Source organism: Streptomyces triculaminicus, from assembly GCF_017349075.1.
GTDB lineage: Bacteria > Actinomycetota > Actinomycetes > Streptomycetales > Streptomycetaceae > Streptomyces > Streptomyces triculaminicus.
In genome coordinates this window covers 552,670-573,626 of sequence record NZ_JAFMOF010000004.1, presented here as the reverse complement: position 1 = coordinate 573,626, position 20,957 = coordinate 552,670, and the positions used below count along the sequence as shown (strand labels likewise).

At 72.8% G+C, this 20,957-nt stretch carries 21 protein-coding genes and 1 tRNA gene; 12 read left to right on the top strand and 10 right to left on the bottom strand.

What is annotated here, in order from left to right; all coding sequences use genetic code 11:
- Positions 1 to 23 precede the first annotated feature (23 nt).
- From J1792_RS26180 to J1792_RS26170, 3 genes are all read left to right on the top strand, one after another.
- A complete protein-coding gene (locus J1792_RS26180; RefSeq protein ID WP_207248331.1) occupies positions 24 to 1,589 on the top strand; it encodes a long-chain-fatty-acid--CoA ligase in 1,566 nt (521 codons plus the stop codon).
- A gap of 40 nt (positions 1,590 to 1,629) precedes the next feature.
- Positions 1,630 to 2,616 (top strand): LLM class flavin-dependent oxidoreductase, encoded by a 987-nt coding sequence (locus J1792_RS26175; protein ID WP_207248330.1) that lies wholly within the window; start codon positions 1,630 to 1,632, stop codon positions 2,614 to 2,616.
- An 86-nt stretch (positions 2,617 to 2,702) separates the two neighbouring features.
- On the top strand, positions 2,703 to 3,494 hold the full coding sequence (locus J1792_RS26170) for a thioesterase II family protein (RefSeq protein WP_307843099.1): 792 nt from the start codon (positions 2,703 to 2,705) through the stop codon (positions 3,492 to 3,494).
- A 108-nt stretch (positions 3,495 to 3,602) separates the two neighbouring features.
- Here the strand turns inward: J1792_RS26170 and J1792_RS26165 are convergent, their stop codons facing one another.
- A complete protein-coding gene (locus J1792_RS26165) occupies positions 3,603 to 4,046 on the bottom strand; it encodes a hypothetical protein (protein WP_207248329.1) in 444 nt (147 codons plus the stop codon).
- Between the two features lie 249 nt (positions 4,047 to 4,295).
- Between J1792_RS26165 and J1792_RS26160 the strand changes: the two genes are divergently transcribed.
- The 4 genes from J1792_RS26160 (at position 4,296) to J1792_RS26145 (ending at position 7,511) form a co-directional block, all read left to right on the top strand.
- A tRNA-Cys gene (locus J1792_RS26160) sits at positions 4,296 to 4,385 on the top strand.
- Positions 4,386 to 4,415: 30 nt separating this feature from the next.
- Positions 4,416 to 5,381 carry a diacylglycerol/lipid kinase family protein gene (locus J1792_RS26155; protein ID WP_086570474.1) on the top strand — a complete coding sequence of 322 codons (966 nt, stop codon included), beginning with the start codon at positions 4,416 to 4,418 and terminating at the stop codon, positions 5,379 to 5,381.
- A gap of 92 nt (positions 5,382 to 5,473) precedes the next feature.
- Positions 5,474 to 5,842, top strand: a complete 369-nt coding sequence (locus tag J1792_RS26150; protein WP_086570472.1) for a nuclear transport factor 2 family protein — start codon at positions 5,474 to 5,476, stop codon at positions 5,840 to 5,842.
- 94 nt (positions 5,843 to 5,936) lie between these two features.
- Positions 5,937 to 7,511: an MmgE/PrpD family protein gene (locus J1792_RS26145; protein WP_086570470.1), complete on the top strand. Its 1,575-nt coding sequence runs from the start codon at positions 5,937 to 5,939 to the stop codon at positions 7,509 to 7,511.
- Positions 7,512 to 7,526: 15 nt separating this feature from the next.
- On the opposite strand, the gene J1792_RS26140 is transcribed toward J1792_RS26145, so the two are convergent.
- Complete coding sequence (locus J1792_RS26140; RefSeq protein WP_242646612.1) at positions 7,527 to 8,105, bottom strand: ScbR family autoregulator-binding transcription factor; 579 nt, start codon at positions 8,103 to 8,105, stop codon at positions 7,527 to 7,529.
- Positions 8,106 to 8,319: 214 nt separating this feature from the next.
- Here J1792_RS26140 and J1792_RS26135 point away from each other — a divergent pair, with 214 nt between their 5' ends.
- Complete coding sequence (locus J1792_RS26135; protein WP_372446179.1) at positions 8,320 to 9,411, top strand: ScbA/BarX family gamma-butyrolactone biosynthesis protein; 1,092 nt, start codon at positions 8,320 to 8,322, stop codon at positions 9,409 to 9,411.
- 8 nt (positions 9,412 to 9,419) lie between these two features.
- Here J1792_RS26135 and J1792_RS26130 read toward each other — a convergent pair whose 3' ends face one another.
- Positions 9,420 to 10,013, bottom strand: a complete 594-nt coding sequence (locus J1792_RS26130) for a TetR family transcriptional regulator (protein ID WP_242646611.1) — start codon at positions 10,011 to 10,013, stop codon at positions 9,420 to 9,422.
- Between the two features lie 108 nt (positions 10,014 to 10,121).
- On the opposite strand from J1792_RS26130, the gene J1792_RS26125 reads away from it, so the two are divergent.
- Entirely contained in the window at positions 10,122 to 11,300 is a 1,179-nt protein-coding gene (locus J1792_RS26125) for an acyl-CoA dehydrogenase family protein (RefSeq protein ID WP_086570464.1), read from the top strand.
- A complete protein-coding gene (locus J1792_RS26120) occupies positions 11,287 to 11,967 on the top strand; it encodes an HAD family hydrolase (RefSeq protein WP_207248328.1) in 681 nt (226 codons plus the stop codon). Before J1792_RS26125 ends, J1792_RS26120 begins: the two co-directional genes overlap by 14 nt.
- Before the next feature lie 68 nt (positions 11,968 to 12,035).
- Here J1792_RS26120 and J1792_RS26115 read toward each other — a convergent pair whose 3' ends face one another.
- The 4 genes from J1792_RS26115 to J1792_RS26100 all read right to left on the bottom strand — a co-directional run bounded on the left by J1792_RS26115 (position 12,036) and on the right by J1792_RS26100 (position 16,533).
- Positions 12,036 to 12,869 carry an alpha/beta fold hydrolase gene (locus tag J1792_RS26115; RefSeq protein WP_207248327.1) on the bottom strand — a complete coding sequence of 278 codons (834 nt, stop codon included), beginning with the start codon at positions 12,867 to 12,869 and terminating at the stop codon, positions 12,036 to 12,038.
- 74 nt (positions 12,870 to 12,943) lie between these two features.
- Entirely contained in the window at positions 12,944 to 14,398 is a 1,455-nt protein-coding gene (locus tag J1792_RS26110) for an MFS transporter (protein ID WP_207248326.1), read from the bottom strand.
- Between the two features lie 97 nt (positions 14,399 to 14,495).
- A complete protein-coding gene (locus J1792_RS26105; RefSeq protein WP_086571683.1) occupies positions 14,496 to 15,704 on the bottom strand; it encodes a cytochrome P450 in 1,209 nt (402 codons plus the stop codon).
- Positions 15,705 to 15,819: 115 nt separating this feature from the next.
- Positions 15,820 to 16,533 carry a TetR-like C-terminal domain-containing protein gene (locus tag J1792_RS26100; protein ID WP_086571677.1) on the bottom strand — a complete coding sequence of 238 codons (714 nt, stop codon included), beginning with the start codon at positions 16,531 to 16,533 and terminating at the stop codon, positions 15,820 to 15,822.
- Positions 16,534 to 16,648: 115 nt separating this feature from the next.
- Here J1792_RS26100 and J1792_RS26095 point away from each other — a divergent pair, with 115 nt between their 5' ends.
- Positions 16,649 to 17,650, top strand: a complete 1,002-nt coding sequence (locus tag J1792_RS26095; RefSeq protein WP_086571675.1) for an alpha/beta fold hydrolase — start codon at positions 16,649 to 16,651, stop codon at positions 17,648 to 17,650.
- 51 nt (positions 17,651 to 17,701) lie between these two features.
- On the opposite strand, the gene J1792_RS26090 is transcribed toward J1792_RS26095, so the two are convergent.
- The 3 genes from J1792_RS26090 to J1792_RS26080 form a co-directional block, all read right to left on the bottom strand.
- Positions 17,702 to 19,054, bottom strand: a complete 1,353-nt coding sequence (locus J1792_RS26090; RefSeq protein WP_086571673.1) for an FAD-dependent oxidoreductase — start codon at positions 19,052 to 19,054, stop codon at positions 17,702 to 17,704.
- A 105-nt stretch (positions 19,055 to 19,159) separates the two neighbouring features.
- Entirely contained in the window at positions 19,160 to 19,777 is a 618-nt protein-coding gene (locus J1792_RS26085; protein WP_086571671.1) for a TetR/AcrR family transcriptional regulator, read from the bottom strand.
- 126 nt (positions 19,778 to 19,903) lie between these two features.
- On the bottom strand, positions 19,904 to 20,638 hold the full coding sequence (locus J1792_RS26080; protein ID WP_086571669.1) for a TVP38/TMEM64 family protein: 735 nt from the start codon (positions 20,636 to 20,638) through the stop codon (positions 19,904 to 19,906).
- Positions 20,639 to 20,720: 82 nt separating this feature from the next.
- On the opposite strand from J1792_RS26080, the gene J1792_RS26075 reads away from it, so the two are divergent.
- Positions 20,721 to 20,939: a hypothetical protein gene (locus J1792_RS26075; protein ID WP_086571667.1), complete on the top strand. Its 219-nt coding sequence runs from the start codon at positions 20,721 to 20,723 to the stop codon at positions 20,937 to 20,939.
- Positions 20,940 to 20,957 lie beyond the last annotated feature (18 nt).

The window sequence follows — 20,957 nt, the reverse complement described above, 5'->3', positions numbered from 1 at the left end:
CCCCGACAACGAGGCGGACTTACGTGAACGAAAACAGCCGGTGGACGCTGACCCGGTCGTCTGCGCTGCACGCGGCCGAACGCGCCGACCACCCGGCGATCGTCTGCGAGGGCCGGACCACCACCTACGGCGAGCTGCACCGGGCCAGCAACAGCGCGGCGCGCGCCCTGCGCGCGGCGGGCATCGGCCGCGGGGCACGGGTGGCCTACTTCGGCCGCGAGTCGGAGCACTACTACCTGGCCATCCTCGCCTGCGCGAAGATCGGCGCGGTCCTGGTGCCGGTGAACTGGCGGCTCACGTGGGGGGAAGTGGCCCACATCCTGCGGGACTCCAACGCCGAGCTGATCTTCGAGGACGAGCGGTTCGGGGAGTGCGCCGACCGGGCGCTGGACGGACTGCCCGAGGTCGCCCGGGTCCGGCTCGCCGGACCCGACTCCCTGCGCGCCTGGTACGCGGGCCACTCCGACGAGGACCTGGACCCGGGCACCGGCCCCGACGACGCGGTGGTGCAGGTCTACACCAGCGGCACCACCGGCCTGCCCAAGGGCGCCGTGCTGGCGCACCGCAGCTTCTTCACCCTCCCCGACGCCATGCGCCGCGCCGGCACCGACTGGATCGACTGGCTTCCCGACGACGTCGCCCTGATCTCCCTGCCCGGCTTCGGCATCGCGGGCATCGGCTGGTTCATGCACAACTTCAACGCCGGGGCCACCAACGTGGTCATGGAGATGTTCACCCCCGCCGAGGCCGTCCGGCTGATCGCCCGGCACCGGGTGACCACCACCTTCGTCGCCCCGGCCATGCTCCAGATGATGCTGGACGAACGGGGCGCCGGCCCCGAGACGTTCGCCTCGCTGCGCAAGGTCGCCTACGGCGCGGCACCGATCTCCGAAGGGCTGCTGCGCCGCTGCCTGTCCATCCTGACCTGCGAGTTCGCCCAGATCTACGCCAGCACGGAGACGGGCAGCGTGGCCGTATGCCTGCCGCCCGAGGCCCACCAGCCCGGCAGCCCGCTGCTGCGCTCGGTCGGCAGGGTGTGCCCCGGCAACGAACTGAAGATCGTCGACACCGACGGCCGGGAACTGCCGCCCGGCGAGATCGGGCAGGTGTGCATCCGCACCCCCGCCCGCATGCTGGGCTACTGGAACCTGCCCGAGGCGACCGCGAAGACGCTCGACGGCGAGTGGCTGCTGATGGGCGACGCCGCGTATCTCGACGCCGACGGCTACCTGTTCCTGTGCGACCGCATCAACGACACCATCATCGTCGGCGGCCAGAACATCTACCCCGCCGAGGTCGAGAAGGAGCTCAGCGACCACCCGGCGGTGGCGGAGGCCGCCGTGGTGGGGCTGCCCGACCGCTACTGGGGCGACGAGGCGCACGCCTGCGTCGTGCTCCGGCCGGACGCGGCGGCGACGCCGCGGGAGCTGATGCTGTTCCTGCGCGGACGGCTGGCCGACTACAAGATTCCCGACATGTACCACTTCGTGAGCGAGCTGCCGCGCAACCCCGCCGGCAAGATCCTGCGCCGCGAGGTCCGCGAACACCTGCTCGCCGAACGGGAATCGGCGCACGCCGCCCGGCCTTGACGCAGACGTACGCGATCTTCCCGAACGAGAAGGAACCGACATGGCCGACTCCACCACCACGCCCCTGCGCATCGGCGTCCTGCTCCCCACCCGGGAGCAGGCCATCACCGACAGCTTCGCCGCCGACCCGCTGCTGGACTTCGCCCGGCAGGCCGAGCAGCTCGGCTTCGACTCCCTGTGGGCGGGCGACTCCCTGACCGCCCGCCCCCGGCTCGACCCGCTGGTCGTGCTCTCCGCCGCCGGCGCCGTGACCAGCCGCGTCACCCTGGGCACCGCCGCCCTCACCCCCGCCCTGCGCCACCCCCTCGTCGGCGCCAACATGATCTCCAGCCTCGACCACGTGTGCGGCTCGCGGCTGGTGCTCGGTCTCGGCTCGGGCTTCCCGATGCCGGAGACCGAGGCGGAGTTCGCCTCCGTCGGCGCCTCCTTCAAGGGACGCGTGGGGCGACTGGACGACATCGTCGGGCTCTGGCGCACCGCCTGGGGCAGCGACCGGCCCGGCGCGCCCACCGACTACGACGGAAAGTACTGGCAGGCCGAGGGGCTGGACCGGCTGCCGCGCCCCCACCGCCCCGGCGGCCCGCCGCTGTGGCTGGCCGGCAGTGACACCCCGCGCGTCCTGGAGCGCGTGGCCCGCGACTACGACGGCTGGCTGCCCTTCCTGCCCTCCGCCGAGGCCTACGGCGTCGCCCGCGCCCGGATCGCCGAGCTGGTCGAGGAGGCCGGCCGCCCGGCCGACGCGGTCACCCCCGCCCTCTACGCCACCGTCACCGTCAACCGCGACGCGGCGGCCGCGCAGGCCGAGCTCGAGCACTACATCGAGCACTACTACGGACGGTCGCTGGAGCAGATGTCGGCCATCCAGGCCTACGGCTGGGGCACCGCCGAACACTGCGCCGAATGGCTGGCCTCGTACGTACGGGCCGGCGCCCGGCACCTGGTGCTGCGGATCGGATCGCTGGACCCCGAGCCGCAGCTGAAGGAGATCGCCGACGTCCTGCTGCCCGCCCTGCGATCCCTGGCCTGACCCATCCGCCCCCACCGGGCCGTCACCCCCACCCCCCACACGAGTCACCCACCGACACCAGCGCGACACATGACGAGGAGCACCCCGTGTCACAGACCCTGGGACAGTCCATGTCCACCGCGGGCCACTGGTTCCACCCGGTCGAGCCGCCGGCCGAGGCCGGAGTGCGACTGTTCCTGCTGCCCCACGCGGGCAGCGGCGCCATCATCTACCGGGACTGGGCCGGCCTGCTGCCGTCCGACGTGGCCGCCCAGGCCGTCACCCTGCCCGGCCGCCACAGCCGGCGCGAGGAGCCCACGCACACGGACTGGGAGCCGCTGTTCGACGCCCTCTACGACGCGGTGCTCGACGAACTCGACGACCGCCCGTTCGCGTTCTTCGGTCACTGCATGGGCGCGCAGCTCGCCTTCCGGCTGACCCAGCGCCTGGCGCAGGAGGGACAGCCCATGCCGGTCCTGCTCGGCGCCTCGGGCTGGTCCCCGGTCGGCTTCTTCGAGCCGACCGTCGAGCAGGTCCACATGCCGGAGGCCGAACTCGTCGAGTGGATCAAGAAGCTGGGCTCGTTCCCGGCCGAGGTCTACGACGACCCGGAGATGCTCGCCCTGGTCGTCCCCGCCCTGCGCGCGGACCTGTCCGTGGCCGCCCAGTTCACGGACGACGGCCAGGGGGTGGCCTGCCCGCTCGTCACCTACGGCGGCAAGTCCGACCCCCTGCAGGAGCGTGCGGACGCCATGTCGTTCTGGGCGTCCCGCAGCGCCGAGTACCTCGGGCACCGTGAGTACCCAGGCGGCCACTTCTACATCGACCACCACGCCCCGTCCGTCACCGCGGACTTCGCCGGTCACCTGAACCGCTTCGCGAGCGCCCTCCAGAGCTGACCGTGCTCGTCGCGGCCGGCCGCGACGAGCACGCGAACGGCGCGTGGCCCCACCCGTTCCACGGGCGGGGCCACGCGCCGTTCGGCGTAACGGCCAAAGGCCTCGGCGTCAGCCGGAAGAGCGGCCGGTGAGCTTGCGCAGACCGGACATCTGCAGGAACGCGAACGCGGCGACGACCACGGCCTGGAGCGGGGTCCACACCGTGCCGACCGTGTTCGGGTCGATCCAGCCGAAGGCCAGCGCGGCCACGCTCGCGACGGCCCACAGCAGGTTGGCCTCGATGACCACCTTGGTGGCCAGGGCCGAGGGCACCGGACGGGACGCCAGCACCGCGACGAGGACGCCGTAGACCGTCAGGAAGGCGCCGATGCCGCGCAGGAAGCCGGTGGAGAGGTCCAGCAGATCGCCGACCGGCCCGGCGCCGAACAGGTAGATCAGCCCGTTGCCGCCGGTGACCACGGCGTCGAGGGTGAGGAAGACCCGCAGCGGCTTGGCCGCGGTGGAGTCCGCGCCGGCCGTGCGGTGCGCCGCCGAGGTCTGGTAGGTCGTCATGAGAGCACTCCTGACTGTCTGTTGTGCACGGGGGTGGTGGTACGCCCGGGGAGCACGGGGGTCCTCAGGCACGTACGTCGTCCGAGAGCGTGGCAGAAGCCGCTGACAGCGCGCTTACACGGGCAACTCCCCGGCGGGCACGGCGCGATGACAGCGCGAAGTCAGCCCGCTGTCAGCGGGCCCTGGCAGAGTCATGGGTGTCGAAGGGAGGACGGCCCGGAAGGGACCGGACGCCGCCCCCGCCGGCAGGGAGAGGTACCCGAAGCGGCCCAACGGGGTCCGGGTGCATGCCCGGTCGGGTCTTCACGGCCCGCGCAGGTTCGAATCCTGCCCTCTCCGCACGATCAAACGAGGAGGAGTACGTCCGACATGGCAGACCGAGCCGCAGTCACGGGGCCCACCCGGGCCCTGATCGTCGCGAACCCCGCCTCCGGAAGCCACAGCCCGCAATGGATCGAGCGGATCGCCGAGCTGTGCGCGGCCCACCTGGACTCCGTCGAGGTGTACCTGACCACCGCGCCGGGCGACGCCACCGACGTGGCGCGCGACGCCGCCGCCGACGGCGGCACGGCCCCGGCGCCGGACCTCCTCGTCGCGGTCGGCGGGGACGGCACCGTCCGCGAGGTCGTCCAGGGGCTCGTCGACCCCGGGAGCGACGGGGTGTCCCTGGCCATCGTGCCCGGCGGCACCGGCAACTCCGCCTACCGCATGCTCTGGGGCGACCGCCCCTGGGAGGACGCGCTCAAGGCCGTCCTCGCGGACTCCGGCCCCGGCGGCACCGCCCGGGCGCACCGCCTCGACGTCGCGCTGCTGCGCGAGACGGGCAACGCGGTCTTCCTGGGAGCGTGCAGCGGCGTGATCGCCGACGCCCTGATCACCGCACGGGAGATCCCGCTGTCCGGACGCGCGCGCTACGCCAAGGCGTTCGCCGACACCGCGGCCGCGTACCGCCCGTACCCCGGCCGCGTCACGGTCGACGGCACGGTCGTCCACGAAGGGCCCACCGTGCTGGCCAACGTCGGCGGCGGCCCCTACCGGGGCGGGCAGTACCTGGTCCTGCCCGAGTCCCGCCTGGACGACGGACTGCTCGACGTCTGCGTCATCGGCGGCGACATCCCCGCCTCCAGGGTGCCCGAACTGACCCGGACGGCCGCCCACATGGAGCACCCCGCCACGGTCTACGCGCGCGGCCGCACCATCGTCGTCGAACGGACCGACGGGCAGCGGCTGCCCCTGGAGCACGACGGCGAGTACCAGCACGGCATCGGGACCTCGGCGACCTTCGAGGTCCGCGAGGCGGCGCTGTCCGTATGGGCCCCGGCACAGCTGCCGTAGCCGGCCCGGCGGGCCCGCGCGGCCTCCCCACGACTTGGCGCCTTCGGCGTCAACACCCCTATGGATACACCGATTCGAATCATGGAGACAGCATGAGCGACCTCAACGGTCTCGTCATCCGCTACCTTGCCGCCTGGAACGAGGCCGACGCCGACAACCGTGCCAAGGCCATCGCGGAGCTGTTCACCGAGGACGCCCCCTACATCGACCCGCTCGCCGCGGTCGCGGGCCACGAGGGCATCGGCGCGGTTCTCGCCGGCGCCCAGGAGCAGTTCAAGGGCCTGACCTTCGAGCTCCACGGCACGGTGGACGCGCACCACAACATCGCCCGCTTCCAGTGGGCCCTGGTCACCGCGCCGGGCACCGAGCCGATCGCGATCGGCTTCGACGTGATCGTGACCGACGAGGACGGCCGCATCAAGGGCGTCTACGGCTTCCTGGACAAGGTCCCGGCCGCCTGATCGGCGTCCGCGCCTGACGGGGGAGCGGTGGGCACCGCCCACCGCTCCCTCCGTCTTCTCCTCAGATACCTCTCACGCAAGGGGCGTTCGAGCCATGGTGGAAGTCCTCGGCACCGACCTCGTACAGGCACTGTGCGAGGAGTGGGGGATCGCGGCGGAGGCACGCCCGGCCCCGCACGCGCGGCGCCGGCCCGCGCCGAGCGGTACGCCCCTGCAACAGCTGTCCCAGTGGGCCGCCAACCTGCACCCGGACGACATCCCCTGCCGGGTCCTGAAGCTGGCGGCCAGCCAGGTGCTGTCCCAGATCGCCTCGATCCGCGCCGGCCTCGAGCACCCGCTCGGCCGCATGCTCATCTCGGCGTTCGGGCATCCCGTGCAGAGCGACCCGAAGAACGCCGCCGGAGTCCTCGCGGCCCTCGGCTCCTGGCTCAACCTCGACGACACCGCCTACGCCGGACACCTGTCCAACTCCACCGTCGCGGTGCCGCTCGCCTTCGCCTACGCCCGCCGCCTGGACGGCCTGTCGCTGCTGACGGCCGTCGTGGCGGCCAACGAGTGCGCGGCCCGGCTCACCGCCGCCGCCACCCTGGGGCCCCTGCGCGGGCAGAGCGCGGTCCACACCCACCTCGCCGGTGCGGTCGCGGGCCGGCTGCACGCCGAGCGGGCGCCGGCCCCGGTGTGGGAGAACGCCTTCGGCCTCGCCTTCGCCATGCCCAACTGGCCGCTCATGCGGGCCTTCCTGGCCAGCGACGCCCGGCTGTTCAACACCTTCACCCCGGTGCGCACCGCCATGGACGCCTGCGACGCGGCGGAGGCCGGGCTGCGGGGCGCCCCGGACCTCATGGAGCACCAGGACGGCTTCCTGGCCCGCTTCGCCACCGTGCCGCTGCCGGACGTGATCACCGAAGGCCTCGGCCGGCGCTGGCACACCGAGACCCTGTCGTTCAAGATGCACCCGGGCGGGCCGGGCATCGACGCCGCGGTGGACTGTGCGACGGAGATCCACCAGGTGCTCGGGCCGCTGCACCCGGACGACGTGGAGGAGATCGTCGTCGAGGCCTCGCTGTACACCCTGTTCGCGGGGAAGCGCGCGGCGACGTATGTGACCGGCCCGGGTTCGCCGCTGGGCGCGCTCGTCCTGGACGTCCCCTACCCGGTGGCCACGACGCTGCTGACCGGCACCTTCGCGGTGGAGGACTTCTCCTCGCCGCGGGTGGACGAACGCCGGCGGTGGCAGCTGGCCGAGCGGGTGCGCCTGGAGCACGACGTGGACATGACCCGGGAGCTGTTCCGCTCCGAGGCGCCCTTCGGGGAGGCCGTACGGGAGGCCGGCCCGCTGGCCATGCCGTGGCTGCGGGACTTCGGCGGCGACGAACTGGTGGACCTGGTCGGCTCCGTGGAGATGGACGGCCGGGACTTCTCCCGGTCCACCAAGGCCACCGGCGCGCGGGTCACCGTGCGGCTGGTGGACGGCCGGACCGTGACCCGGGAGCGTCTCATACCGGTCGGCGCGGCCGGCCCCGACACCCGCGCCCGGCATTCGCAGCTGGTGCGGGAGAAGTTCCTGGCGGTCGGCGGTTCGCACGAGGTCGCCGAGTCCGTCGGACGGCTGCACCGGATGAGGGCGCGGGGTGTGCGCAGGTGGGTGGAGGCCGCCCTCATGGACTAGGGCCGGTGCGACGCCTCAGCGCGCCGCGGGCAGCATGACCTCGATGATCTCCTCGGTCCGCTCGACGATGTCCTCGCGGTTCGCCAGCACCCAGGAGATGTGCTGGGCGCCGAAGAGCGCGGACCGCAGGACCCGGGCCAGCGCCTCCGGCTTCGCGCCCTCGGGCAGCTGGGCCTGCTGCTGGCACTGCCCCAGCAGATCGGCCAGGAGCTGGGTGAAGTTCACGTACGGCACGGGCAACGGGGCGCTGATGTAGGGGCGTTCGATCTGCAGCCGGGCGCCCGCCTGGATGGCGGGGTCGTCCCGGAAGGAGACGGCGACGCGCATGAGAAGGCCGGTGACCTTCTCCAGCGGGGGCAGGTCGGAGTCCAGGGCGGGCCGGACGACCTCGGCCAGCCGGCGGTAGAACTCCTCGGTCACCGCGACCGCGAGCGCTTCCTTGTTGCCGAAGTGGAAGTAGACCGCGCCCTTGGTCATGGCGGCCCGGTCGGCGATGTCGACGATGGTGACGTCGGGGAAGCCCCGCTCGGCGAAGGCGCACGCCGCGGCGTTGAGGATCACCCCTCGGGTCCGGATGGCCCGCTCCTGCTTCAACTCCCGGGCTCCGTCGGTGGATACGGAACCAGGATGCCCGTTTCGCTCACTCTTATCGGTCTTCATGGTGCCTCTCTGTGCTCTATGACAACCTGCTGCACTTTTGTGTCACCCCCTCCTTGTAATATACCTTCTCAAAGGTATATTTGTTCTGCGCACCCTAGACCTCGAACAGAATTTCACGGCGTCGCACGTCGATCTGGGCGGAGGAAGCATGCAGCAGCGCTCGGCGGTACCGATGGAGGGTGTCGGCATTCCCGGCGATCCGGAGACGGCCCCCCTCGGTACTCCCCAACTCACGTTCTTACAGCCTATATCCCGCCAGCTCGTCCACCGAGCGGCGGTGGCGGAGGTGTTCGTCACCGACGGTGTCCGGGAGAGTGACGGCGGTTTCGTGGTCGCGGCCCAGTGGCCACGCGACCATGCGCTCTATCATCCCGACGACAACGGTCTGGCCGACCCGATGTTGTTCGCGGAAACGATTCGTCAGGCCCTGCTCTACGTCGGCCATGTGCACTTCGGCATCCCGCTCGGCCATCGCTTCGTCGGCCGTGACCTGGACTTCGAGATCTACGACCCCGAGCTCCTGAGGGTCGGCGGGACCCCCTTGCCCGTACTGCTGGATGTGAGATGGGCGTGGGAGGACAACCGCCCGCCACGCCGGTACGGCATGCGGCTGGAGGTGAAGCTGACGGTGGGCGGCCGGGTCTGCGGGCGGGGGAGCATCGCGGCCTTCGTGGTCGACGACCGGAGCTACTCCCTGCTCCGCAATCTGACGAGAAAGACCGGTGAGGGGCATCCGCCGGACGGTGCCGCGCCGGCCCGGCCACCGCTCCGCCGCCGGACCGGGCCGGCGCCCAGCGTGGGCCGGCTGCGGACGAAGGACTGCGTGCTCGAGCCGGGGGAGAGGCCCGGCGAGTGGCTGCTGCGGGCGGACCCCAACCACGCGATCCTCTTCGATCACCCCACCGACCATCTGCCGCTCATGGTGATCCTGGAGGGTTTCCGGCAGCTGGGCTATCTCCGCCTGCACGAGAACGGATCGCCGGCGGACGGCGGACGGTCCTACGCGCTGGCCGGCGCCGTGGTGGACTGCGCGGCCTTCGCCGAACTGGACGAGCCGGTCCGCCTCGTGACCGAGATGTACGAGCCGGGGGCGGACCCCGATGATCCGGTACGCATGCGGATCGCGGCGGTCCAGGGGGGATCTGCGGTGGCCACGGCCACCCTGACGTGGGTGTGTGCGCAGACGGGCGCGGCTCCGGTCGGCGGCAGCCGGGTCCTGCTCTGCGGCACCGCCGACTGAGCCGGGCATCAGCGACTCCCGGACGTGATGACCGTACGGGTCAGGACCTCCCACATGGCGTGCACCCTGCCGCTCAGGTTCTCCTGTCCGCAGGCCGTGGCCGTGTAGTGCGTGCCGAAGACGGCGGCGGTCACCAGATCCGCGACGGCCCCGGCCGGCAGTGACGGGTCCAGGCACCCCTCGTTCCGCATCTCGTCCACCAGCGCCCGTGTCCTGCCCTGTACCTCGTCGAGGATCTGCGGCGGCTTGGCGTCGGCCTGCGCCGTCTCCAGGGCCAGGCGGAGGGCGGCCCGGACGCGCATGTCCCGCTCGAACAGCTCGGCCAGCGACAGGATCAGGCGTCGCAGCCGGTCGAAGGCCGGGACGGTGCTCTCCCTGACGCTTCCCAGCAGATCGTCGGTGACCGAGTCCAGGTGGGCCACGATGACCGCGGCCAGCTCCTCCTTGGAGGAGAAGTGTCCGTACACCGCGCCCTTGGTCAGGCCCGTCCGGTCCGCCACGTTCTGCAGATTGGTCCGGGCGTAACCGTTCTGCGCGAACTCGTTCGCGGCCGCGTCGAGGACCCGGTCGTAGGTGCGCAGGGCCCGCGCTTGTCTGGCCAAGGCGCGCCTCCTTGAGGAGAGTTGGGCTGATGGTCGTCGAGCAGTGATCCAGGCAAGGAACATACCTGCATGAAGGAATTATAGTTGTTGAGCCAAGGAGCGCACTACATGTTCCACTCGCAGTACGCACCGCGACGCGCCGGTCGGGACGACATCGCCCCGGCCGCCTGGTCGCCGGACGTCGTCGCCTCCGCGTCGGCCCACGCCGCACGCGCCGAGGAGGACCGCCGGCTCGCCCCCGAGACGGTGCGGCTCCTGACCGAGGCCGGGTTCCCCCGCTACTTCGCGCCCCGCGCCCTGGGTGGAACCGAGGGAACCTTCACCGACCTGGTCACCGCGGTCGCCGGCGTCGCCGACGCGGACGCGTCCGCCGCCTGGTGCGCGGCCCTGTGGGCCGCCCACAGCCGCTTCGCGGCCTACCTGCCGCCCCAGGGGCAGCACGACCTCTGGTCCGCGGGCCCCGACGTGCGCATCGCCGCCGCGGTGACCCCCTCGGGCGGTGCCGAGCCCGTGCCGGGCGGTTGGACGCTCGGCGGCGAGTGGGAGTGCCTCAGCGGCGTCGACTTCGCCGACTGGGCGCTGCTGGCCGCCCGCGATCCCCGCGCCGACGGGCCCGCCGTCCGCCTCCACGCCGTGCCCCGGAGCGACTTCACGGTGCGCGACTCCTGGCACAGCACGGGCCTGCGGGCCACGGGCAGCAACACCGTCGTCGTCAACGCCGCCTTCGTCCCGGACCATCGGTCCTTCCTGATGGCGGACCTGATGAACGGCGTGAGCGGGCCGGGCCGCGCCCGCTGCCACACCGTGCCGGCGCAGCTCGTCGGAGGCATCGTCTTCGCCGCGTCGGCGCTCGGCGCCGCCCGGCACGCGCTCGAGGTGTGGTCGCGCTGGGCCGCCGCCCGGCTGCGCGCCGACCACGCCGCGTCCGGCCGCGACACCCTCGCGCTCCACCGCACCCTCGCCCGGTCCGCCGGCGACGTCGAGGCCGCCGGGCTCCTGCTGCGGTCCGCCGCCCTGCGCGCGGACCTCGACGGCGTCACCGAACGGACCGTCGCCAGCAACCGGCGCGACGCCGCCGCCGCCACGAACCTTCTGGTCAAGGCCGTCGAACGGCTCTTCAGGACCGGCGGCGTGCACGCCCGCAGCGGGGAGGGCGAACTCCAGCGGTGCTGGCGCGACGTGCACACCATCGCCGCGCACGGCGTCCTCGACCCCGAAGCCGCGGCCAACGCCTACGCCGAAGCCGTCCTCACCGAGCCCAAGGAGTCCTCCCTTGTCACGACCTGAGCGTCTGGTCTTCTGCGACGTGGACGAGACCCTGATCACCTGCAAGAGTCCATTCGAGTTTCTCCGCTTCTATCTCGAGGTCAGATACGGCGCCGAGGGCGCCCGCCGGGCCGGGGAGTTACGGGAGCGGCTGGTGGCCGAGACGGCCGCCGGGGTCTCCCGTGAGGAGGCCAACCGCGTGTACTACCGGGCCTGGCGGGGCGAGCCGGCCGCCGAGGTCGAGGCCTGGGGCCGCCGCTGGCTGTCCGAACGCCTGACGGACGGGAACTTCTTCGTCGCCGGCACCCTCGTCCGGCTCGACCGCCACCGCGCCGAGGGTGCCGCCGTCGTCCTGGTCTCCGGGTCGATACCGGCGCTGCTGGCGCCCCTGGCCGAGACGGTCGGCGCCCGGCACGTGCTGTGCGCCCGCATGGAACGCTGCGGCCGCGTCTTCACCGGGCGGCTCCTGGGCGAGCCGGTCATCGGGGAGGGCAAGCGCACGGTCGTCCGGCAGCTGCTCGCCCGCTACCCGGACATCGACCCGGCGGACTGCTTCGGCTACGGCGACCACATCTCCGACCTGCCGATGCTGATGGAGGTCGGACACCGCGTCGCCGTCGGCGAGTTCTCCGGGCTCGGGCAGGCGCTGGCCGACGCCGAGCGGCTCGCCCCGGCCACCGGCCGATGACCGGCTGACGGCACGGCCGTCCGCCGAGGCAGCCCCCGGGACCACGGGCCCCGGGGGCTTCTCGGCGGTCATGCCGCCAGGAACGTGCGGAGATCCTCGTTGAGCCGGTCCGCGTGCGTGGCGAAGAGGCCGTGCGCCGCGCCCTCGTAGCGGAGGAAGGCGCTGTCCGGGACGAGGTCCGCGGTCCTGGGGCCGCACAGGGGGAAGGGGGCGCCCGCGTCGGCGTCGCCGTGGACGACGAGCGTGGGCACGCCCACCTTGGCGACCTCGGCCCGCTGGTCCTCGGTGAACAGCGTCCGGTAGATCTCCGCCGCGGCCCGCGGCGAGGAGTCGAGGGCGATGCGCGTCATCCAGTCGGCCAGCTCCGGGGAGACCGCCGCCGGCCCGTCCTCGCCGGCCTCCGGGCCGCCGAAGAACGACGCGCCGAGGGAGGTCATCCAGGCGGCCCGGTCCCGGGCCATCGCGCCGGCCATCTCCTCGAAGAGGGCGATGTCCAGGCCGTCGGGGTTGTCCTCGGTCCTCATCAGGAACGGCGTGGTCGAGGCGACGAGCGCCAGCCGCGCCACGCGGTCCGCGCCGTGGCGGGTCAGATAGCGCACCGCCTCGCCGCCGCCCACCGCGTAGCCCACGAGGGCCGCGTCGCGCAGGTCCAGGTGCTCCATCAGGTCCGCGAGGTCGTCGGCCAGGGTGTCGTAGTCGTAGCCGTCCCACGGCCAGTCCGAACGGCCGCAGCCGCGCCGGTCGTAGGTGACGCACCGCATTCCGTGCCGTACGAGGTAGGGCGCCTGGAACTCCCACATCCGGGAGTTCATCATGGCCGTACCGAGCAGGATCACCGGCCGGCCGGTGCCCCAGTCGTTGTAGAAGAGTCTCGTGCCGTCCCTTGTGCCGACGAATGGCATGGCGGGCCTCCGGGTCGTAGCAGGGGTCGTGGCCGAAGGGGCCCGGCCGGTGCTCCGGCCGGGCCCCCTCGGGGTCAGCGTGCGGCGCGGCGGCGCAGCAGCTGCATCAGGGCGGCGGACGTCAGGCAGAAGGCCACCAGCGGGATCAGGGCCATGTCGAAGGCGTGCGGGTAGTCGCCGGGCAGGGCCGCGCCGAGCGCGGGGAAGAAGACGGTGCCCGCGATCGAGACGCCGATGGCCGCGCCGCCCTCCTGAGCCGTGTTGAGCGCTCCGGAGGCCGAGGCCGCGTGCTCGGGGTCGATGCCCGAGAGCACGGTGTTGGTGAGCGGACCGGTGGTCATTCCCATGCCGGCGCCGGCGATGATCAGCGAGGGGACGAGCCAGAGCACGGAGGTGCTCTCACCCGACTCCGCGACCGTCACCCCCACCAGCACATAGCCGACGGCCAGCGTCAGCGTGCCCACGGCCGGCAGCTGCTGCCCCACCCGGGCGCCGATCTTGGGCGACATCAGCGAGGAGCCGAAGAAGCCCGCGCCGAGCGCGAAGAACAGCAGGCCCGACTCCAGCGGTGTGAGCCCCCGGCCCTGCTGCAGATAGAGCGCGAGCAGGTAGAAGAACGAGCCCATGGCCAGGAAGTACGACAGCGTGGCGGACAGGCCGACCGAGAAGCTGCGCACCCGGAACAGGGTGAGGTCGATCAGCGGGCTGCGGCCCTGGGCGCCCCGCCGGCGGAAATGGGCCACAGCCGCGGCGAACAGCACCACGCCGCCGCCCAGGCACGCCCAGCTCCAGGCCGGCCAGTCCTCCTCGCGGCCCTGCACCAGCGCGTACACCACGAGCACGAGGGCCGCCGTCGTCAGCAGCGCGCCGAGGCCGTCCAGGCGCGCCCCGTCCGCACCCCGGGACTCGGGGATGACCCGGGTGGCGTAGGCCAGGGCCACCACGCCGATCGGGACGTTGATCAGGAAGATGGACCGCCAGTCCAGGCCCGCCACGTCGGCGGTGATCAGCACGCCGCCGATCACCTGGCCGAACACGGCCGCCTGGCCGACCACCAGGCCGTAGACGGTGAACGCCTTGCCGCGGCTGGGCCCGTCGTAGACCGAGCCGATGATGCCCAGCACCTGCGGGACCATCAGCGCGGCGGCGGCGCCCTGGGCGACCCGCAGCCCGATGAGGACCTCGGCGGACGGGGCGAGCCCGCAGCCGGCCGAGGCCAGGGTGAACAGCGCCAGGCCCAGCACGAACATCCGGCGGCGGCCGTAGAGGTCGCCGATCTTGCCGCCGGTGATCATTCCGGCGGTGAAGGCCACGCCGTAGCCGACGATCATCATCTGGCCCTGTGCCGAGCTGGCCCCCAGGTCCTTCTGGATGGAGGGCACGGCGACGTTGGAGATGAAGTAGTCGAGGACGGTGATGAAGGTTCCCACCATCACCACCGCGAGCGCCCCCCAGGAGGGGCTCTTGGCCGCCGTCGTGGATTCCTCCACGGCCGTCTCGGCGGGTTGCGTGTACGTGTCAGCGCTCATCCGCTGTTACTCCTGCTGGGTTCGACCGGGGGTTTCGTCGGTCCCGTGGCGCGCCGGAAGGGCCCGGGCCGCGGGGAGATCTGGAAGGCGCCGGGGGTCACCAGGTGACGGGCAGGCGGCTGACTCCGTGGAAGACCGTGCCGATGCGGAACAGGCTGTCGGGGTCGTCCGTGGCCAGGCGCAGGTCGGGGAAGCGCCCGAAGAGGCCGCGCAGGGCGAGCTCCATCTCCAGGCGTGCCAGCGGGGCGCCCTGGCAGAAGTGCGGCCCGTTGCCCCACTGCATGTGCTTGCTGGTGTCGCGGTCGACGTCGAGAAGGCCGGGGTCGGGGAAGACCGAGGGGTCGTGGTTGGCCGCCGGGATCGAGATGACCACCGCGTCGCCCGCGCGCATGGTGACGCCGCCGAGCTCGAACTCCTCGACGGCCAGCCGGACGATGGCGTCCTGGGAGATCGACCAGTAGCGCATCGACTCCTCGATGAAACGGGGGATGCGCGCGCCGTCGTCGGCCAGCACCTTCGCCCGCAGCTCGTCGTCCCGCAGCAGGCTGAGGATGTTCAGGGCGATCTGGTTGGTGGTGGTCTCGTGGCCGGCGACCAGGACGAGCCGGGCGATGCCCACGAGCTCGTCGAGGTCGATGGCGCCCGTCGCCAGGTGCCGGGTGGCCAGCCGGCTCATCAGGTCGTCCTGCGGCTCGGTCAGCTTCCGGGTGGCCAGCTCGCCCAGGTAGCGCGTCATGTCCTGGTAGGCGGCGTACGAACGCTCCGGGTCGCCCTGGGAGATGGTGACCTGCGTCTTCTCGATGAAGTAGGGGGAGTCCTCGTCCGGCACCCCCAGCAGGCGGGCGATGACCAGCGTCGGCAGCTTCCGGGAGAAGGCGTCGTGCAGATCGGTCGGCTGCGGCCGGCCGGCCAGGTCGTCCAGGAGATCGTCGATCAGCCGCTGCACCGCGGGGGCCAGCCCCTTCACCCGGCGGGCGGTGAACTCGGTGGCGATCATCCCTCTGAGTCTGGAGTGCTCGGGATCGTCCATCCGCAGGAAGGAACTCGGCCGCTGCCCCGGGGGCACCTGGATGCGCACCGGGGCGTCGGGCAGCAGCTCGTCGGCGCTCAGCCGTGGATCCTTGAGCGCCTGCTGGACGTCGGCGTGCTTGGTGACGAGCCAGGCGCGTCGTGATTCCGCCGTGCCGGCCGGGAGTCGTACCGCGCACGGCGGACCTTCACGCAGCTCGGCGAGCACCGAAGCCGGGCAGCCCGAGGCCGTCCGGGGGAACGGCCAGTCCAGCACGGTCTGTTCGGCTGCGAGCATCACATGTCTCCCTCATGAGAAAAACGTTGTGACGCCGACTATGGGCAAGTGTGCTGACATGCTGCTGACGACCGGCTTGCAAGGGGCCGGACGGCCCTGGTGGGTGGCCGGCGGGTCAGCGGGGCAGTCCGACGAACTCGCCCATCGACGCGGCCGCGTGCTCGAAGAAGGCGGCGGGATCCGCCGCGACGCCCGCGATGTGGCCGTACACCTCGAATCCGACCATACCGTGAAGCTGGGTCCAAATGACAAGCATGCGGGCGATGGTGGAGTGGGGCAATCCTTCCAGCAGCCCGGCGGCGAGGCTCTCCGTGGTGCGGAGCATGCCCTCGGACAGCGGCGGGCCGTCCGCGTGCTCCACCAGCCGGTCCTCCTTCTGCGCGTCCCGGAGGACCGCGACGAGGGCCAGCACCGTGCGCGCGCCGGCGGCCATCGTCTCCGGGGGAGCGCTGTAGCCGGGCACCGGCTGCCCCCAGATCAGGGCGTACTCGTCGGGGTGGGCGAGCGCCCAGCCCCGTACGCCAGCGCAGACCGCGACCCACCGCTCCAGCAGGCCGGCGCCCGCGGCCCCGGCCCGGGCGGCCCCGGCCTCGGCGCTGTCGCTCATCGCGTTGTAGGCGTCGAGGATCAGCGCGGTCAGCAGCGCCTCCTCGTCGGGGAAGTGCTCGCGCAGCCGGGTGATTTCGGTGCCCGAGGCGTCGGCCACGGCCCCGAGGTCGAGATCGACGTTCCGTCGCCCGGCCAGCCGCAGGACCGCCTCTTCCTTCGCGCGGCGGACGAGGGCATCCTGACCACCGGCACCGTCGGCGCGTACATTCCGCTGTGTCATACAAGCACTCTCTCAGGCCGGATGCGATTCGTCGATCATCTTCAGGAACAAAGGTGGCGGCGGGCGTCGTTGACGGCGTATCGAACGGCCCGGCAGGGCGACGTCAGGAGGACACGTGACCAGCGGACACGTCAGCGCGGTCGAGCACCGCTTCGTCGAGGTGAACGGCGTCAGACTGCACATCGCCGAACAGGGGCGCGGGCCGCTGGTCCTGCTCCTGCACGGCTTCCCCGAATGCTGGTACTCCTGGCGGCACCAGTTCGGCCCGCTGGCCGAGGCGGGCTACCGCGTCGTCGCCCCCGACCAGCGCGGTTACGCCCGCAGCGAGCAGCCGGAGGACGTCGACGCCTACAGCCTGCTGCACCTGACGGGCGATGTGATCGGCCTGATCCACGCGCTGGGCGAGGAGAGCGCCGTCGTCGTCGGCCACGACTGGGGCGCGCCCGTCGCCTGGACGACGGCCCTGCTGCGCCCCGACGTCGTACGCGGCGTCGCCGGGCTGAGCGTCCCGCACGTCCCGCGCGGCCCGGTCTCCCCGCTCGCCGCCCTGCGGGAGCTGCTCGGCGACGGGTTCTACCAGAACTACTTCCAGGAACAGGGCCTGGCCGACGGCGAGTTGGCGCAGGACCCGGCGGGTACGTTCCGCCGCATCCTGTTCGGCGCCTCGGGCGACAGCCCGGCGACCGCCCCGCCCCGCCCGTGGGTCGTCCCCGAGGGCGCCAGCCTGCTGGACACCATGCGGGAGCCGGACCGGCTGCCCTCCTGGCTGTCCGAGGACGACATCCACGCCTTCGTCCGCGAGTTCGACGAGCACGGCGAGCGCGCCTTCACCGGCGGCCTGAACTGGTACCGCAACATCGACCGGAACTGGGAGCTCCTCGCCCCCTTCGACGGCCGCGTCATCGACGTCCCCGCGCTGTTCATGGCGGGCGACCGCGACCTGGTGCGGTCCTTCCCCGGCATCGCGGAGCTGCTGGACTCGCTGAAGGTCACGGCCCCCAGGCTGCACCGCAGCATCACCCTTCCCGGCTGCGGCCACTGGACCCAGCAGGAGCGCCCCGAGGAGGTCAACGCCGCGCTGCTGGACTTCCTGGCCCACCTGCCCGCGCAGGTCTGATCGCCCCGTCCGGGGACGGACGGTGAGACGGTCCGCGCGGACGGGGTCCGGTCAGGAGTCCCGTCCGCGCGCGGCCGCGAGCAGCCCGTCCCAGTCGGCGATCTTCACCGTCCCCCGGCCCAGCCGCTCGCCGAGCGCCGCCTCCGCCGCCTCGATGCCCAGCCAGCCCGGCCACTCCACCGGCTCCACGCCCGCCGCCCGCAGCGCCCGCGCCGGGTCGTCCGCCGGCCGGCGGGCCATGAGCGCCTCGGCGTCCGTGAGCAGCGAGGCCACCGTCTCCTTGGCGCACGGGCGGTTGGTGCCGATCACACCCGTCGGCCCGCGCTTGATCCAGCCCGCGACGTACTCGCCCGGCGACGGCGCCCCCTCCCGGAGCACCCGGCCCCGGTCGTGCGGGACCGTCCCGCGCTCGGCGTCGAACGGCAGCCCGGGGATCGGCACACCGCGGTAGCCCACCGACCGCAGCACCAACTGCGCCTCGATCTCCTCGTACCGGCCGGTCCCCACCAGCGCGCCCCGCTCGTCGACGGCCGTCCGCTCGAAGCGCACCGCGCGCACGGCGTCGTCGCCCAGCAACGCCACCGGCCGCAGGAAGAACCGCATCCGGATCCGCCGCCCGCTGCCCGCGGGCGGGGCCGTGGACCACTCCCGCAGCACCTCCACGTTGCGCCGCACGGCCGCCGGCAGCGCCGAGGGATCCGCCCAGGCCGGGTCGAGGGCCGCCTCGCCGGGCGTCACGAGCGTCCGGGCGCCCGGCAGCGTGCCCAGCTCGCGCAGCTCCTTGGTGGTGAACTTCGCCTGCGCCGGGCCGCGCCGGCCCACCATGTGGACGTCCGTCACCCGGCTGTCGGCGAGCGCCGCCAGCGCCGCGTCCGGCACGTCCGTGCGCCGCAACTCGTCCGCGCCGCGGGCCAGTACCCGCGCCACGTCGACGGCCACGTTGCCGACCCCGATGACCACGGCCGAGCGGGCGGCGAGCACGAACCCGCCCGGCGCGGCGTCCGGATGGGCGCTGTACCAGGAGACGAACTCGGTGGCCGAGAAGCTCCCGGGAAGGTCCTCGCCGGGAATGCCCAGCCGCCGGTCGCTCGCCGCGCCCACGCAGTAGACCACCGCGTGGTAGAGCTCCGGCAGCAGCCTCGGGGACAGCGCCCCCGGCCCGTCCCCGACCGGGACGTTGCCCAGGAAGCGCACGCCCGGCCGCTCCAGGGCCGTGCGCAGGTTGCGCTGCAACGACTTGATCTTCTCGTGGTCGGGGGCGACGCCGTAGCGCACCAGCCCGTACGGGCACGGCAGCCGGTCCAGCACGTCCACCGTCACCGCGGGGACGGTCTGCTGTTCCAGCAGGGCCTGGGCGGTGTAGACGCCGCTCGGTCCCGATCCGACGACTGCGACACGAAGCACGAAGGGCTCCTTCCCGCGCGGTCCCGCGAGTGACTCCAGCATCGCACGGGGAACGGGGGGACGGCAGGTGGGCCGCGGCCACCGGGGGACCGGGCGCGGCGGGTCTCAGAAGCCTTCCGCCGGCGGCTCGGCCGAGGGGGGCACGCCGAGCCCCCAGGCGAGCCCGTAGCGCTGGAACAGCTCGGCCCGCAGCTGCTCGGCGGGCATCGGCGCACCGGGCAGCAGGATCGCCACGACCGCGCCCATCAACAGGGCGCGCAGCATGCGGTAGTCGGTGTCCGGGTCGGCGGAGCCGTAGCGCGCGACGGTGTCGCGCAGCAGGAACGCCAGGCGCTGCTGCTCCGGGCACTGGATGAAGCCCTCCGCGGTCAGCATCCCCGCCATATGGGTGCGCATCAGGCGGGGCCGGTCCCGCGCGAGCCCCAGGATCGCGTCGATGGCCCGCGCGAGGCGCTCGCGCCCGTCCGTGGTGCAGGGCTCCCGCTCCAGGCCCGCGGCGAGTTCCCGGTGCATCAGCCGGTGCACGGCCGACTGCAGCAACTGCCGCTTGCCGGGGAAGTAGTAGGAGACCAGTCCGCGTGCCGCTCCGGCCCGGTCCGCGATGTCCGCCAGCGTCGTCGCCTCGTACCCGCGCTCGTCCACCAGCTCGACGGTGGCCTGCAACAGCCGCTCTCGGGACCGGCGGCGCAACTCCTCGTTGACCGCCGCGCTGCGGGGAGACATGCGCTTACTCCTGCGTTGACTGGCTCCGAGCCAATATACTCAGGGGACAGTCGGTTGTCCCGCCCGCTGAGCAGGGCGGACGCCGCTGTGCCGCTGATTCGGGGCGACGCGGGGGATCGTCCCGAATCAGCCTTCCAGGCCGCTTCCGTCGCTTCCGCCACGTCCGGCCCGGCCACGGCCCCGCCTGCACCAGGCCACCACGACCGCCGCGATGCCGGTGACGGCGATGAAGGCCATGGCCCCCAGGAACGGCACCGAGGTCGGCGACGTGGCGTGACTGCCCGCGATCACATAGGCGGCCGTGGTGGGGACGACACCCGCCCCCGTCGCCAGCAGGAAGGGGAGCCACCCCATCCGGGAGACGGCGGCGCAGTAGTTCGCCGCGGCGAACGGCACTCCGGGGAAGAGCCGGATGGCCAGCATGGACCGGAAGCCGTGCCGGCTCAGCTGCCGGTCGGCGGCCTTCAGCCAGCGCCCCCGCAGCAGCGGCCGCAGCGCCTCCTGCCCCAGCAGCCGCCCCAGGCCGAACGAGACGGCCGAGCCCAGCACCGTCCCCACGACGGCCGCCGCCGTGCCCAGCGGGGCACCGAACAGCGCGCCCGCCGCGATGCTGAGCACCGGCCGCGGCACGAACGCCGCCGTGCACAGCCCGTAGGCCGCCGCGAACAGCACCAGGGCGCTGCCGCCGGACAGGTGCGTCGGCCAGCCGCCGGTCAGCAGCCGCTCCGGCCGCAGGACCAGCACGCCCGCCACCGCGCCGCCGAGCAGCGCGAGCAGCAGCCCCAGCCGGAACCACGGCGAGCGCAGCGCCCGTACGCAGCGCGCGGCGAGGCCCGGGGAGGGAACGGCGGTGTCGAGCATCGAAGGAGCGTAACCGACGCCGGCCGTCGCGCGGGCCGAAACTCACGTGCCCTGGCGCAGGGCCCGTCCTAGGGTTGCTGCCATGGAAGAGCGGAGGGAAGGGGCGTTCGAAAGGGCTGATCAGATGGCGTTGTTCGTGGCGGCCGAACGCCGGGCGCGGCTCGCGCTCAGGCAAGGGCATCTGGAGAAGGTACTGACCGCCCAGCAGCTGAAGATGGTCATCCGCCATATGACCCAGACATGGATGGACGGCTTCCGGCTCGGCCTGGCGCAGCACGCCGCCGACGGAGAGCCCCCTTAGCGGGACGAAGGACGCCCG

Bases quoted from the DNA above. Each gene is read 5' to 3' on its own strand.
- J1792_RS26135 (WP_372446179.1), top strand. From the start codon at position 8,320: ATGCAGCAGCGCTCGGCGGTACCGATGGAGGGTGTCGGCATTCCCGGC.
- J1792_RS26080 (WP_086571669.1), bottom strand. From the start codon at position 20,638: ATGCTCGACACCGCCGTTCCCTCCCCGGGCCTCGCCGCGCGCTGCGTA.
- J1792_RS26155 (WP_086570474.1), top strand. From the start codon at position 4,416: ATGGCAGACCGAGCCGCAGTCACGGGGCCCACCCGGGCCCTGATCGTC.
- J1792_RS26110 (WP_207248326.1), bottom strand. From the start codon at position 14,398: ATGAGCGCTGACACGTACACGCAACCCGCCGAGACGGCCGTGGAGGAA.
- J1792_RS26115 (WP_207248327.1), bottom strand. From the start codon at position 12,869: ATGCCATTCGTCGGCACAAGGGACGGCACGAGACTCTTCTACAACGAC.
- J1792_RS26105 (WP_086571683.1), bottom strand. From the start codon at position 15,704: ATGCTCGCAGCCGAACAGACCGTGCTGGACTGGCCGTTCCCCCGGACG.
- J1792_RS26075 (WP_086571667.1), top strand. From the start codon at position 20,721: ATGGAAGAGCGGAGGGAAGGGGCGTTCGAAAGGGCTGATCAGATGGCG.
- J1792_RS26085 (WP_086571671.1), bottom strand. From the start codon at position 19,777: ATGTCTCCCCGCAGCGCGGCGGTCAACGAGGAGTTGCGCCGCCGGTCC.
- J1792_RS26165 (WP_207248329.1), bottom strand. From the start codon at position 4,046: ATGACGACCTACCAGACCTCGGCGGCGCACCGCACGGCCGGCGCGGAC.
- J1792_RS26150 (WP_086570472.1), top strand. From the start codon at position 5,474: ATGAGCGACCTCAACGGTCTCGTCATCCGCTACCTTGCCGCCTGGAAC.
- J1792_RS26175 (WP_207248330.1), top strand. From the start codon at position 1,630: ATGGCCGACTCCACCACCACGCCCCTGCGCATCGGCGTCCTGCTCCCC.
- J1792_RS26145 (WP_086570470.1), top strand. From the start codon at position 5,937: ATGGTGGAAGTCCTCGGCACCGACCTCGTACAGGCACTGTGCGAGGAG.
- J1792_RS26125 (WP_086570464.1), top strand. From the start codon at position 10,122: ATGTTCCACTCGCAGTACGCACCGCGACGCGCCGGTCGGGACGACATC.
- J1792_RS26100 (WP_086571677.1), bottom strand. From the start codon at position 16,533: ATGACACAGCGGAATGTACGCGCCGACGGTGCCGGTGGTCAGGATGCC.